The following is a 12,923-nucleotide window of genomic DNA, read 5'->3' as shown; positions in this document are numbered from 1 at the left end:
TTATATTGTTATCTTAAGGCCTTCGCTTTAAAGAAGAAATTCAAAAACATGACATAAACATTACACTTTTGTAAGATAGTAAATTAAAACTTTAATCAGTGTTTTTTCATTGAAAACGTTATTGACACTCATCTAGCCTAGTCATGACAATCTATTAACGCCAATAACGTCTTCCACGCCAATTTTTCCACTTGTCACGAATCTTATCACGTAATTTCCTTATACCGCTTATTACACCTTCTATTACGCACTCTATTATGATATCTATTACAATGTAACTTACAAATCTAGTTATAGGTTTAATCACATATCTTCCTACGAATTCAAAAATATCGTCGATCTTGCATCCCCTTCTTCTTGCATATATTCGTTATCTTTGTCATGCTCTTTTTCTTTTTAGCGCAAAAGAAAAGACCTTCCTAACGATTTGGTTTCATCGCTAAGAAGGTCTTTATATGCAACCTACCCATTCAATTTCCACTTAGAATAAAGGGATGAAAAAACTTAGCAATCTTCTGGCTTACCAGCATTCGACGCTGTACGGAAAGATGATCCGCATCCACATGATGCGATCGCGTTTGGATTGTCGATTGTGAATCCGCCGCCAAGCATAGATTGCTTATAGTCAACTTTCACTCCCTTTACAATCGGAGCACTTTCTTTATCGATAACAAATTCAACACCGAAAAACTCAAGAACTGTGTCGTCTTCTTTTGGTTCTACTTCAAATCCTAAGCCGTAAGAAAGACCACTACATCCGCCGCCATGTACAGCAAGGCGCACGTACTTCTCTCCATCTTCAGCATCTTTTAACATATCTTTAATTTGAAAAGCTGCTTGTTCTGTTACTTCAATCATGAAATACACCATCCTTTCTGTTCTCATTCTATTATACATCTTTACGCTTCTATCTTGTACTCATACACTCCGCGGCAAATTATTTCCGCAGGTCCTTTCATTAATACATTTCCTTCTTCTGTCCATGCGATCATTAAGTCGCCGCCTGCTAAGTGAACCGTAATTTCTTTACCGTGTTCCATTTTCCCATTTAAAATTGCCGCAACGACAGCTGCGCATGCTCCTGTCCCGCAAGCTTGTGTTACACCAGATCCTCGTTCCCAAACGCGGAAATTCATCTCTTCATCATTCAAAATCTCGATGAATTCAACATTCACTCGCTCTGGGAACATTTCATGCGTCTCAAGAACCGGTCCTAACGTTGTAAGAGGCGCTTTTTCTACATCATCAACAAAAATAACCGCATGTGGATTCCCCATTGAAACAGCTGTAAATGCATAACGGTGATTATTGTATAAGAAGTTTTCACGAATAAATGGTGTTTCTCCTTCACCAAGCATCGGTATCTCTTCACGTGTTAAACGAGGTGCTCCCATATCGATTTTCGCTAATGTAACTTTGTCATCTTCTACCGTTACTTCTGCCGTAACAATACCAGCTAACGTTTCAATTGTGAAAACTTTACCTTCTACTAGTTTATGCTCATACGCATATTTCGCTACGCAGCGTAAACCATTTCCACAGCTCTTTCCTTCTGAGCCATCGTTATTAAACATGCGCATTTTTACTGGTGCCACGTCAGAAGGACAAATTAAAATCATTCCATCTGCACCAATACCAGTATTAATATTTGAAACCTTTTCCGCTACAATTGCTAAATCTTCTTCTCTAATTTGTTCCTCAAACATATTTACATATATATAACTATTTCCAAGACCATGCATTTTTGTAAAAGAAAATTGGCTCATTTTTATTCACTCCAAAAGTAATTTATTATTTCAAGTATAAAATGCATGCTTTTAGAACACAATATGAATGTCCCCCGTTTCTCATATTTGACAGTGTTTTGGCAATAAGCCGTTCTTACACAAATCGTGTAAGAAAAAAGCCCTTCTAAAAGGGCTTTTTTTTCGAAATAAACACTCCTAATAAAGTGAAACTTTAATCAGTCTGGGGACGGGCAACAGGGCTTCAACCTAACTTCTTTGCTTCAGCTGAATTTTGAGGTGGGAGTCTTACTGCCCGCAAATAGCGGGATAAATGAAAAAAGAAAAACGTTGCCTGTTTGCAACGCTTTAAAACATTGGATTTTCATCCATATAATCATATACATTATTTACAAGTTCTTCTACTGTTGCACCTTGTACCACTTCACCATTTACAAGTGCAAATGGACCTTCAAAACAGATGCCACAATATCCTAAACAACCATATTCCATTACGTCTAAATTAGGATCTTTTTCTAATTTTTCTAAAGCTGCTTGCGAACCGCTTGCAAGGTTACCTACACAAAATTCGATTAATGGTTTAATCAAAACTCTCTCCCCCCTGTATCTCTAAACAAATTACCATTTACTTTATATGGTATGTGCATACCTAATTTGCGAAACGGATAAGTAACCCTCTCTACTTGTTACCATTCCACTTTATTTATAAGAAGAAAACTAAGCTGTTTCTTGTTGTTTTCGTTATATATTCTAAACTATTTAGTTACTTCACTATTTCACTTCATAATAGATGGTCTTCTTTATATAACATACTACTCATAATGAAATAGTAAATAGTAACTAGAAAATGAAAACCACTTACTTTACTTTTCTTCTTATTGTACAACAGAGTATTCATTCATGCATTGTTATTTGTTCACAAATTCGATATAATTTGATTGTGTAAAGTCAAAATATTTTATTAATATAAAATTGTATGATTAGGGGATATTTCAACAGAAAAGGGGTAATCCATCATGAAACACCTCGTACTACTAGGTGGTGGCTACGGTGGAATGAGAATTCTACAGCGGCTACTTCCAAGCAACCAACTTCCAGATGATGTACAAGTGACATTAATCGACAAAGTACCATATCATTGCTTTAAAACTGAATATTATGCATTAGTTGCGGGTACAATTTCAGAAACGCATATTCGCATACCGTTTCCTGAGCACCCACGTCTCAATATTCAATACGGAACAGTAACAAATATTGACCTCGAAACGAAAGCCATTCATCTCGATGGCGGTGAAACGATTCAATATGATGATTTAATTATCGGGCTTGGCTGTGAAGATAAATATCATAACGTTCCTGGGGCAAAGGAATATACACATAGCCTACAATCAATTGAACAAACACGTAAGACATATGAACAATTAAATAGCTTAGAACCAAATGCAACAGTAGCTGTCGTTGGGGCTGGTTTAAGCGGCGTTGAAGTGGCAAGTGAACTTCGCGAAAGCCGTTCAGATTTAAAAATCTATTTATTTGATCGAAAAGATAGAATTTTATTCCCATATCCAGAGAAATTAAGTAGATACGTAGAAGAATGGTTTGTAAAACATAAAGTTACCATTATACGAAACTCTAACATTACAAAAGTGGAACCAAACATTGTATACAACCATGATGAACCACTTGAATGTGATGCAATCGTCTGGACAGCTGGTATTCAAGCAAATGAAGTTGTTCGAAACCTTCCAGTAGAACAAGATGGTAGTGGACGGGTTGTTTTAACTAAATATCACAATATTCCAAATAATGAGCACATTTATGTCGTAGGAGATTGTGCAGCACTTCCACACGCACCATCTGCTCAACTTGCTGAAGGTCAAGGAGAACAAATTGTCCAAATATTATTAAAACGTTGGAATAATGAACCCCTTCCTGATGAACTGCCTGTTATTAAATTAAAAGGTGTTCTCGGTTCTCTCGGCAAAAAACACGGATTTGGTTTACTAGCAAACCAACCATTAATGGGACGTGTACCGAGATTATTAAAATCCGGTCTTCTTTGGATGTACAAATATCATAACGGTTAATACTTTAAAGGCTGCCTACATAGTAGACAGCCTTTTTCTATTCATTTTTTGTAACTACTCAGTCACTCTATGAAAAACCGACAGAAAAGCATTTTTTTAAATGGTCGAGAGGGACTGGCTATGTATAGGATCGGTCAGTGACTTTTCCTGCCACGCGCAAAGTTTTAAAACAAAGAAAAAAGATGTTCCTTCTAAAGAGTCTTTATTTTTCTATTTTTCTCTCTTTTTGATACGATATAACTAGAATCAGAAAGGAGCAATTTATGTTTATATTAAAAGACATCACATATAAAGATATTCTACACATTCCTTATTTACAGATTCAAAAAGAAAAAACAACTTGTATTATAGGTGAAAGTGGTAGTGGTAAAAGCACATTCCTTCGCATGTTAAACGATTTACAATCACCAACATCTGGCACAATTGAGTATAACGGAAAATCTATTTTAGATTATCCTCCCATTCAATTACGCCGTGAAGTTGTCATGCTCGGACAAACTCCGCCTATTTTTGATGGAACAATTAAAGATAATTTATTAATGGGACTTCGATTTTCTGAAAAGCCATTTCCAAATGACGACGCACTGCAAGGCGCATTAACGACTGTTAGCCTAGATAAAAAATTAGAAGATAACACCTCTTCTTTATCAGGTGGCGAAAAACAAAGACTTGCTTTCGCTCGTATTATACTAATGGATCCGCCCGTCTATTTATTAGATGAACCAACTTCGGCACTAGATGGTGACACAGAACGCCGCGTTATGAAACAATTTACTATGCTAGCAAGAGAAAAGAAAAAAACAGTTATCTTCATCACGCACTCGCAACAACTTCCAGAAGAAATCGCAGACGATATTATTGAAATTAGTAAAACAAACGGTGCAACTAGAAAGGAAGTGCTATCAATTGAAGGGCGTTATTGAACTACAAATTTGGCAACTTGCAGCTGCATATATTTTCATCCTTATTTTGATCGGGCTTGTGAAATTAAAAGGAATACCGCGTGAGAAACAAATTACAATTGCTACATTACGTATGACAATTCAGCTTGTACTAGTTGCATATGTTCTTACATACATATTTGAAAATAGTAATCCGTTTTATACAATAGCTCTCATTACTTCTATTACTACATTTGCGATTTTCAATATTTATAAACGAGTTAATATTCCAATGTCAAAAGAATTAAAACGAGTAGCCGCCCTCTCCATGATTGCTGGATCACTTGGCCCGCTTCTACTATTTATCTTTGTCATTATCGGACACGATCCTTGGTATGCTCCGCAATATATCGTTCCTATTGCCGGCATGCTAATCGGTAACGCTATGACAGGTATTTGCCTCGGGGCAAACACCTTTTTAAACAGTATGAAATCACAAAGAGACCATATTGAAGGCGCACTTATGCTTGGCGCAACACCGAAAGAAGCCGCTGCGCCGCTCATACGCGACGCTTTTGACTCTGCTATTTTACCAACGATCAATTCTATGGTCGGAATGGGAATTATAAGTCTTCCAGGCATGATGACAGGACAAATTTTATCCGGTGTATCACCATTTACAGCTATCCAATATCAAATTGCGATTATACTTGGCATTTCTGGAAGTACAGCTTTCTCTGTTATTATCTTCTTACAGCTTGGGTATAAAACGTTCTTTAATAAGCGGTGCCAGTTGAAAGAAGTTGAAGTACAATCATAAAAAAGACGCTCTGCAAGTTACTTACAGAGCGTCTTTTTTCTTTGCTAATCTTACGCTTTCTTAACGAACTGTGATTTTAACTTCATAGCTCCGAAACCGTCGATTTTGCAATCAATATCGTGATCTCCCTCAACTAGACGGATACTCTTTACTTTCGTACCAATCTTTACAACTGAAGAAGTTCCTTTTACTTTTAAATCTTTAATTACAGTAACAGCATCGCCATCTTGAAGAACGTTTCCGTTCGCATCTTTTACAACTTTTGCACCAGCATTACTTTCAGCTTCCGCTTCTTGACCCCACTCATGGGCACATTCTGGACATACGAAAAGAGCGCCATCCTCATACGTATATTCTGAATTACATTTTGGACAATTTGGTAAAGTAGCCATAAATTCATTTCCTCCGTTCATTATTTATACGTAAAAATCAAAATTGATGTTTACATCTCGATAAATAAAATTTGTACAGCATTTCTTTATAGTGCCATAGTCTTACGTTATTGACAAGCCTACCTGGAATTCTCATTTTTTATTGTATTTTACAAAATTTCAATTAGTATGGTGTTTTGTGTTCACATTTTTCGTTAATTAGCTTATTCGACATGTACTTCTTCCATCCAGCTGCTTGTCTTGGATTTCACTACTATTAAGTGCTCATTTTCCCATTTTAGTTTGCCTAAAAATCTAGAATAGACTACTGCATTCCCTACTTCTTCTACGAGTAATTTATTTACTACTCTTAGCCCTTTATCGTTATACACTTCACACATTAGCTGAAATCCTTCCGAACGATGAATTCCTTTTAATATAGCCGTTTTCTTTCGACTTGGGCTCTTCTTCGGTGTTTTATCCACTAAAAACACAATCTCGTAATTCTCTTTCTCTATTTCTTGAAGCGCTTCATTCACATACTCTTTAATCATTTCTAATGATATTTTTGAATACTTTTCAATAGCTGGCACGACATAGAGGTAAACCAACTCACAAAAATGCTTATACTTCTCCTCAACTGATTCCAAATTTAAAAATTGCATATAATCATAAGGCACGGATATACAAATCTCCCCTAGGACCTCATGTAGTTCATAAGAAATATCTTTATTAGGATTTGCTAGACAGTAGATATCAATATTTTCTACATTTTCTAATCCAAGATCCCACTTACTTAATTCCTTTGAAAAAATCAATTCAAAAATTCTCATTTCATGTAATCGATTATAATGTTTTTTAGGACGTTTCTTAGCCCAATCATAAAAATGTACATCCATCATACTCTCTTTTCCTCCTAATATTATTTACTTTTCTAATATATAAAAAGAAGAACCCTCACAAGATTCTTCTTTTCAAAATGAACGAGCTCTCTCTAGAAACTCCAACTATTCTCTTCAATGTAAAATTGATATTCTTCTAACTCTTCTTCACTTAACTTCTTATTATTCTCATATACTTCTTGCCATTCAAAATAGTCTTCACTAAAATAAACAGCAAATTTAATTTTTATATTTTTCTTCTCTTCATAATCATAACCAGTAAACTCTACTACGTCATAATCCTTTTCTTTCTTTACAAACTTCCAAGTTGGATTATCATTCATAACCTCTAAAGCAAATCCTTCATCACTTGAACGAACAACATTTTTTATATTCGGCTCAGTTGGTAACAAGGAGAGTCCGAACGTGGCTACACCAAATACTATCCCTACTATAACTTGTAAACCAATCATACCAGCAAAACTAGCGCCACCCTTTGATTGTAAGTAATACGCCTTCTCATGATCAAGCGTATCTTCTGCTTTATGTAAAATACGAACAGCGTGCTTATAATATAAACGGTTTCCTTGCCATCCAGTAAATATCATCATTACTAATTGAAAAGCTAAACTAATTGATAAAAAAATCCCATCCGGAATGTCTATAAAAGGGGCTACAAGTACACTAGGTACCGATAATAATGTAAGTATAATAAACAACTTATACATTTTACGATAAGCTAACCAAAAAGTTGGAAAGAAAAAGGCTACCCAATTCCACGTATTCCCTTGCGCTGGGTTTTCTACTTTGCCCCATTTAAAGTCATAATAAGCTGTATTCTTTTGAACAACTTTATGTAATTCTTGCGGAGAAATTGTTTCTTGTAAAACAGTGTCCTTCACGTACATCATCCTTCTCTTATTTCTATATAACTTTATTGTATATCTATAAAAAGAAGGAATCTAACAAAAAATAGTTATATTTCATAAAAATGAACAAAAATCGAATACATTCCGACAATTATCCATTCTATATTCCATTTTACTATTAAATATATTAGAATACTCATATATAAGACATTTAATACACTATGTTAAACATCTTATATATTCGCAAAAAAGGATGTATCAAAATCATTTTGACACACCCTTCTCCTATTAAACTACTATTGTAATATAACCTAGCCTAAAATCTCGACTTAAGAGACTTCACAAATTAGCTCTCTACTATTTCAAACATATTTCCACTTACACAACTATCCCACATTACCCTTCACTTTCTCAATAACATCTTCTATACGTTTAGCTATACATTCTGGCTCCCAATCTCCCTCACCATGCATAGCTGTATAAACCGGACAATTCTCATTATTACTATCTACAAAGATCGGGTCTCCGAGATACGAATCTATCCCAATTACAATCCACCCGTCTTTCCAATCTCCCTCTTCATTTCCAACTAAGCTTTGCCCTTCATCATCAAAGCTATAACCAAGTTGCCCTTCTTCTATTTCTTCACTATTAAATAATTCTATTGTCATTGGTTCAAATTCACACTCTAACTCAATTTCATTATCCTCAGCGCGATCTACATGTGCTAACAGTTGTTTAATTTTATTGTGGTTAATCATAAGATTTCCTCCCTCTATTGCGCAATTTTTTAATTAACTATAATATACAAAATAAAGTTTATAAAACTATTATTTGAGGTGACCAAATATGAAGACTACACTTTGGGCAGAAGATGACTATTTAAAATTAGCACCTATTAACGACGAACTAATAAAAAAAGCAGAAGAAGTACTAAACGTAAAGCTCCCAGAATCGTACATAAATCTTCTAAAAGAACAAAACGGAGGAACTCTTCGATTAGATGCTCACCCTACTTCAGAGCCAAATTCTTGGGCAGACGATCACGTTAATGTTTCTGGATTATATGGCATTTCTTTTGATGAAAATGAGTCTAGTATTTTAGAGAGCCATTATTTAATTCAGGAATGGGACATGCCTGAGAATATCGTGCTTTTATCTGGTGACGGACATACGTGGATTGCACTAGACTATCGAAACGTAGCTGAAAATCCTCCAGTTATATTTATCGATAATGAGTTTGAGGAAATTATTGAATTAGCACCTAATTTTGAAAGCTTCTTACAAAACTTAACTACATACAATTATGATGAAGAATAAACCTATCTCTAAAGGAGTACACACTGGTGCAAGATTTCATTATAAAGTGAAGGCTAATAATCAGTGGGGGTTTTACGGGCAGTTGATCTCCCGTCTAACTCCCTCGCATTCGCCGAATTTTGAAGTGAGAGTCTTACTGCCCGTTAATGCGGGATAAATTTACACGCTGCTTTAAAACCACTTGGATTTAAGAAGAAAAGACATACATTTTCCAAAGCTGATAACGGATTTTATAAGATCATTCATATACAAAAAAGCCAGTTTGGAGATGATTTCTATATAAATATAGGTGTTCATCCAATTGGTCTCCCGCAACTTATTACGGACCAATTACAAGTAAAAGAAAACATCTCAATATTCGATTGCATTCTACGAACAAGGATAGAGCCTATACATATGAAACAGAACCAGTTATTACATAATGTTTCACATGAAACTATCGACATTCCGAATTACCTTTCTACTATTTTCGACTGGTTTCAAACGTGGGCTTCATATAAAAATTTAATAAAAACAACTATACATTCCATAACTCCTGTACTAGCTGTCGTTCCAATATTACAAGAAAAAGCGTTTCTGCTTCTTACCTGTTTCTCTTTCTACAAATTAAAACAGTACGAACAAGCTAATCGCTACTTACAGCAATATTTGCATTGTGCTGTTCATCTTAATACCGAGGAGAAAGAGCCAGTCTTCTTTCATGAAGTTGATATGTATATGAAAAAACTAGTAGAAAGTGCAATGTAACTTCACATTGTACCTTCTACTAGTTCTTTATATTCCTCTTGTAACTTTTTAAATTGATCTTCATACTTTTGCATCTTTACCGTATCTGTTTTCGAATTAAGGATTGGTCTTCTTCTCCCAATCACCATTATATTCTTTCCCTCTATTGCATCGTTCATATATACGTAAGGTCTGAAAAATTCACATTTCGTATATGGCAATGCTACAGATAATTTTGCATACTCTTCCACCTTAAATTGATTAGATAAACTTAACTCTCGTAAATTTTTCAATTGGATCAAAGGTTCTAACGAATCATCTTTAACCTTTAAGTTCATAAGAGTAAGTTTTTTTAAATGCTGTAATGCAACGAATGGTTGTAAAGTTTGTACTTTCATTGCTGTATTTATCCCACCGCCCATGTAAAAGGTATTGAGTTGCGGACACTTACTTAAAGCAGTTAAATCTTCTAGCTTAGAAAAATCATCAATTAGTAAGGATTTGAGTTTTTTATTATACGCAATATCCCATAACGTCTTCGCTTTTGTATTCCAGCACATATACAACTGTTGTAAATCAGATAATTTTTGAAGGCTACTTAAATCCTCGATCCTCATTTCGTAAACGTACAATATATTTGGACGAGCGTACGTAAGAATATGCTCAAATTGCTTTTGATTTACTGCGAAAACCCATAACTTCTTAACTTGTAAAGATGCTAATCGTTCTATATTTTTTGTTTTCCCCTCAATCGCTAATTCTTCTAAACTAACAGTAACATTTTCCAAGTCCTTTATAATCCTCGGCTGCTCACCAATTGGAAACATTATATCCCCTCCTACAACGCCCAAGTAATATTCATTTCTTCAAACGACTCCTTACTCACTTCCAATCCTTCACTATCATCCGTTCCGATCATCGCCACTTCTTCTTTAGACAACATCATTTCCTCGTTTGGATTTTTGATTTTTCTCTCATACACGAGTTGTAAAAGCTCTATTTGCTCTTCTGTCAGCTCATATTCTTCTTCTAATCTTTCTATTGCTGATTGCAGATCAAGTAGTGGGATTTCTAATAAGAATCCGCCATGCTCTTCCATCTCTTCAAATGAATCAATTGAATACGCACCGCTCTCCTCAATCCAAAACGCCGCTGTAATGAACGGCACTGTTTCGCCCTCCACTTCTTCTAATACGTATTGAAGTGCTTCTTCTTTAGCAATTTCTATCACTTCCGAAGGTGCCCCTTCAAAATAATTTTCCGCATCAATCCACTCATCAATTCTCTCACTATTCACATCTTGAAGACATACGATTGTGTACTTCGAATCAAAAGTAATTGTCCCTCTTCCGCCTTGACTATCTTGCATACTATAGTTAAATCCATCCCATGAACTTTCATGTGAGAAATCAGGAGCATGTGCTACAAAAATTGCATCTGCAATCGACTTTAAGATGCAACCTCTCCATAATTGTTCTTTGTCTATATGTAATTTATATTTACTCATCGTCTTCCCCCATACACATATTTTTTCTATTATCTTTCCTCTACATAATACTTGTAAAGCCTTTTCTACCTACTGCAAAATAGGAAAGACGCCCTTTTCAAAAAGGCGTCTTTTTACATTTGAAAATTTACTAATATAAAAAATGAATTATTTAATAAATGAATTCCCCATGGAACGAGTAAATTATTTGTTTTCTTATATGTGTAGGCTAAACATACACCTATACCAAAAATATATAACATACTACCTAAAGTAAGGGGATGACCTAAAGTAAATATAAAAGCACTTATAACAATACTAGTAAGTGTAGAGAAGCGCTGAGATAATTTCGTGAAAAATATCCCCCGAAATAAAAGTTCTTCCCAAATCGGTGCAAAAATGGTGAGTACAACTACGTATAAAATGATTTCACTTATAGTAGGCTCTATTACTATATTTGACTCATCCACACTAAGCCCCTGTGGTAAAACTAAATTTAATACCGCAAGATATATAAGCAGTATGATCATCGTCATTACTATTGTTACATAATGTTTAAAATTATTGAACTGTAGTGATTTTACTAGCTGTGAACAATACTTTCTTGCTGGTGCATACATTACAATAATCGTACAAAACGTAAAGGGTGGGATAAGATGGTCTACATACCATGGATATAATGAGGAGTCATATAAAAAGTTCAAAAAACCCATTCCATGCATTACCCCAAAAGTAATTATTATAATGCTAATTACTTCGAGCATACTCATTTGTATATTCTTTTCTTCATATGTAGCTAATTCTGTGTTCATCCTATCTCCTCCAGTATAATTAAACCTTTTAAACCATTATATACCAATTTTAATGCAAAAACAGACGATACAATTTACTGTATCGTCTGTTTTTTCCCCTACCATTTCTCTCTACATGCTTCAATTAAATGCAGCAAATACTGCTTCGTCATATCAGCCCGTCTCCAACGAGAGAACTTTTTCTTTTCTTCTGGATTATGCCGCATTCGCTCTACCTCTTTCAATAAAGGCTCCCATTCTTTCGCTGAACGTTCTAATAAATATTGCAATCCTCTATCTTTTGAAACGATTGTTTTATGATCTAACGTATATAAAATGCGTCCCATCGTAACGACTGCTGATTCCACCCATTCTTCTATAAAAAATAAATAGGGTCTCTTCGCTTTTTCACTCCAGTACTGTTCTACGTTGTATTTCATTGTATTTACTACATGGTCCCATTGTATTTGGAGAGGAAGGTCTTCTGCTTCTTTCCCGGTAACTGTAATACCTTGATTTTTCAATGTCCACCATGTTACCGCGTTAATATCCCAATGACCAATATCAGCCTTACCATCTGCACAATATACGTACTCATTCATTTCATGATTGTATTTCCCTAAGTCAGCAAGCGGAATATACATACCATCCATTCTTTTACCTAACGTACTTTTACTAATTTTTTTATGCAGTTCTATAATTTGTTGTTTTTCAGCTCCATTCACGGAATCACTTATTACCGTAACAAAATCAACATCGCTCGTTTCTATATGAAATGCTCCTAACGCGATTGATCCGTAAATATATACCCCGACTATTTTTTCATCCGAAAAAATTCCTTTTAATTCTACTATGTACTGCTCCATTAATTGCTTTACTTCTTCTGGTAAAACTTGTTTTATTCCATTCTCCACATCTATCCCTCCATTAAAAAAAGCCTTTGCAA

The 12,923-nt window shown here is 34.9% G+C and carries 17 protein-coding genes; 5 read left to right on the top strand and 12 right to left on the bottom strand.

Annotated features, from left to right (window positions below):
- Positions 1 to 154: 154 nt before the first annotated feature.
- The 4 genes from MR066_RS16555 to MR066_RS16540 form a co-directional block, all read right to left on the bottom strand.
- Positions 155 to 340: a hypothetical protein gene (locus tag MR066_RS16555; protein WP_242247796.1), complete on the bottom strand. Its 186-nt coding sequence runs from the start codon at positions 338 to 340 to the stop codon at positions 155 to 157.
- 164 nt (positions 341 to 504) lie between these two features.
- Entirely contained in the window at positions 505 to 858 is a 354-nt protein-coding gene (locus MR066_RS16550; RefSeq protein ID WP_002034566.1) for a HesB/IscA family protein, read from the bottom strand.
- Between the two features lie 41 nt (positions 859 to 899).
- The gene (dapF, locus tag MR066_RS16545; protein WP_002015893.1) at positions 900 to 1,766 is read right to left on the bottom strand and encodes a diaminopimelate epimerase; all 867 of its coding nucleotides are present in this window, start codon (positions 1,764 to 1,766) and stop codon (positions 900 to 902) included.
- A gap of 327 nt (positions 1,767 to 2,093) precedes the next feature.
- On the bottom strand, positions 2,094 to 2,333 hold the full coding sequence (locus tag MR066_RS16540; RefSeq protein WP_002015892.1) for a YuzB family protein: 240 nt from the start codon (positions 2,331 to 2,333) through the stop codon (positions 2,094 to 2,096).
- A gap of 428 nt (positions 2,334 to 2,761) precedes the next feature.
- Between MR066_RS16540 and MR066_RS16535 the strand changes: the two genes are divergently transcribed.
- The 3 genes from MR066_RS16535 to MR066_RS16525 all read left to right on the top strand — a co-directional run bounded on the left by MR066_RS16535 (position 2,762) and on the right by MR066_RS16525 (position 5,533).
- Positions 2,762 to 3,832, top strand: coding sequence for an NAD(P)/FAD-dependent oxidoreductase (locus tag MR066_RS16535; RefSeq protein WP_242247767.1), 1,071 nt, complete (start codon positions 2,762 to 2,764; stop codon positions 3,830 to 3,832).
- Positions 3,833 to 4,095: 263 nt separating this feature from the next.
- Positions 4,096 to 4,755, top strand: coding sequence for an ABC transporter ATP-binding protein (locus MR066_RS16530; RefSeq protein WP_242247765.1), 660 nt, complete (start codon positions 4,096 to 4,098; stop codon positions 4,753 to 4,755).
- Positions 4,739 to 5,533 (top strand): ABC transporter permease, encoded by a 795-nt coding sequence (locus tag MR066_RS16525; protein ID WP_063218120.1) that lies wholly within the window; start codon positions 4,739 to 4,741, stop codon positions 5,531 to 5,533. Before MR066_RS16530 ends, MR066_RS16525 begins: the two co-directional genes overlap by 17 nt.
- A gap of 50 nt (positions 5,534 to 5,583) precedes the next feature.
- Here the strand turns inward: MR066_RS16525 and phnA are convergent, their stop codons facing one another.
- The 4 genes from phnA to MR066_RS16505 form a co-directional block, all read right to left on the bottom strand.
- On the bottom strand, positions 5,584 to 5,925 hold the full coding sequence (gene phnA / locus MR066_RS16520; RefSeq protein WP_242247763.1) for an alkylphosphonate utilization operon protein PhnA: 342 nt from the start codon (positions 5,923 to 5,925) through the stop codon (positions 5,584 to 5,586).
- A 203-nt stretch (positions 5,926 to 6,128) separates the two neighbouring features.
- A complete protein-coding gene (locus MR066_RS16515) occupies positions 6,129 to 6,806 on the bottom strand; it encodes a hypothetical protein (RefSeq protein ID WP_063218119.1) in 678 nt (225 codons plus the stop codon).
- A 92-nt stretch (positions 6,807 to 6,898) separates the two neighbouring features.
- A complete protein-coding gene (locus tag MR066_RS16510; RefSeq protein WP_242247761.1) occupies positions 6,899 to 7,693 on the bottom strand; it encodes a DUF2628 domain-containing protein in 795 nt (264 codons plus the stop codon).
- Positions 7,694 to 8,040: 347 nt separating this feature from the next.
- Positions 8,041 to 8,415 (bottom strand): hypothetical protein, encoded by a 375-nt coding sequence (locus MR066_RS16505; protein ID WP_061673650.1) that lies wholly within the window; start codon positions 8,413 to 8,415, stop codon positions 8,041 to 8,043.
- A gap of 88 nt (positions 8,416 to 8,503) precedes the next feature.
- On the opposite strand from MR066_RS16505, the gene MR066_RS16500 reads away from it, so the two are divergent.
- Both MR066_RS16500 and MR066_RS16495 read left to right on the top strand, forming a co-directional pair.
- On the top strand, positions 8,504 to 8,974 hold the full coding sequence (locus MR066_RS16500; RefSeq protein ID WP_113709191.1) for an SMI1/KNR4 family protein: 471 nt from the start codon (positions 8,504 to 8,506) through the stop codon (positions 8,972 to 8,974).
- A gap of 153 nt (positions 8,975 to 9,127) precedes the next feature.
- Positions 9,128 to 9,721: a DUF4304 domain-containing protein gene (locus MR066_RS16495; RefSeq protein WP_201053686.1), complete on the top strand. Its 594-nt coding sequence runs from the start codon at positions 9,128 to 9,130 to the stop codon at positions 9,719 to 9,721.
- A gap of 2 nt (positions 9,722 to 9,723) precedes the next feature.
- On the opposite strand, the gene MR066_RS16490 is transcribed toward MR066_RS16495, so the two are convergent.
- The 4 genes from MR066_RS16490 to MR066_RS16475 form a co-directional block, all read right to left on the bottom strand.
- Entirely contained in the window at positions 9,724 to 10,527 is an 804-nt protein-coding gene (locus MR066_RS16490) for a leucine-rich repeat domain-containing protein (RefSeq protein WP_242247759.1), read from the bottom strand.
- A gap of 11 nt (positions 10,528 to 10,538) precedes the next feature.
- Positions 10,539 to 11,207, bottom strand: coding sequence for a hypothetical protein (locus MR066_RS16485; protein WP_242247757.1), 669 nt, complete (start codon positions 11,205 to 11,207; stop codon positions 10,539 to 10,541).
- A gap of 113 nt (positions 11,208 to 11,320) precedes the next feature.
- A complete protein-coding gene (locus MR066_RS16480) occupies positions 11,321 to 11,998 on the bottom strand; it encodes a CPBP family intramembrane glutamic endopeptidase (protein ID WP_151305059.1) in 678 nt (225 codons plus the stop codon).
- A 98-nt stretch (positions 11,999 to 12,096) separates the two neighbouring features.
- A complete protein-coding gene (locus MR066_RS16475; protein WP_201053285.1) occupies positions 12,097 to 12,891 on the bottom strand; it encodes an aminoglycoside adenylyltransferase domain-containing protein in 795 nt (264 codons plus the stop codon).
- Positions 12,892 to 12,923: the final 32 nt, after the last annotated feature.

Source organism: Bacillus cereus group sp. BfR-BA-01523 (genome assembly GCF_022662615.1).
Classification (GTDB): domain Bacteria; phylum Bacillota; class Bacilli; order Bacillales; family Bacillaceae_G; genus Bacillus_A; species Bacillus_A mycoides.
This window is presented reverse-complemented; position numbering and strand designations above follow the sequence as displayed.

What these genes read in the sequence shown, in the direction of transcription:
- MR066_RS16550 (WP_002034566.1), bottom strand. Translation starts at nt 858, where the DNA reads ATGATTGAAGTAACAGAACAAGCAGCTTTTCAAATTAAAGATATGTTA.
- dapF (WP_002015893.1), bottom strand. Translation starts at nt 1,766, where the DNA reads ATGAGCCAATTTTCTTTTACAAAAATGCATGGTCTTGGAAATAGTTAT.
- MR066_RS16535 (WP_242247767.1), top strand. Translation starts at nt 2,762, where the DNA reads ATGAAACACCTCGTACTACTAGGTGGTGGCTACGGTGGAATGAGAATT.
- MR066_RS16530 (WP_242247765.1), top strand. Translation starts at nt 4,096, where the DNA reads ATGTTTATATTAAAAGACATCACATATAAAGATATTCTACACATTCCT.
- phnA (WP_242247763.1), bottom strand. Translation starts at nt 5,925, where the DNA reads ATGGCTACTTTACCAAATTGTCCAAAATGTAATTCAGAATATACGTAT.
- MR066_RS16515 (WP_063218119.1), bottom strand. Translation starts at nt 6,806, where the DNA reads ATGATGGATGTACATTTTTATGATTGGGCTAAGAAACGTCCTAAAAAA.
- MR066_RS16510 (WP_242247761.1), bottom strand. Translation starts at nt 7,693, where the DNA reads ATGTACGTGAAGGACACTGTTTTACAAGAAACAATTTCTCCGCAAGAA.
- MR066_RS16505 (WP_061673650.1), bottom strand. Translation starts at nt 8,415, where the DNA reads ATGATTAACCACAATAAAATTAAACAACTGTTAGCACATGTAGATCGC.
- MR066_RS16500 (WP_113709191.1), top strand. Translation starts at nt 8,504, where the DNA reads ATGAAGACTACACTTTGGGCAGAAGATGACTATTTAAAATTAGCACCT.
- MR066_RS16490 (WP_242247759.1), bottom strand. Translation starts at nt 10,527, where the DNA reads ATGTTTCCAATTGGTGAGCAGCCGAGGATTATAAAGGACTTGGAAAAT.
- MR066_RS16485 (WP_242247757.1), bottom strand. Translation starts at nt 11,207, where the DNA reads ATGAGTAAATATAAATTACATATAGACAAAGAACAATTATGGAGAGGT.
- MR066_RS16480 (WP_151305059.1), bottom strand. Translation starts at nt 11,998, where the DNA reads ATGAACACAGAATTAGCTACATATGAAGAAAAGAATATACAAATGAGT.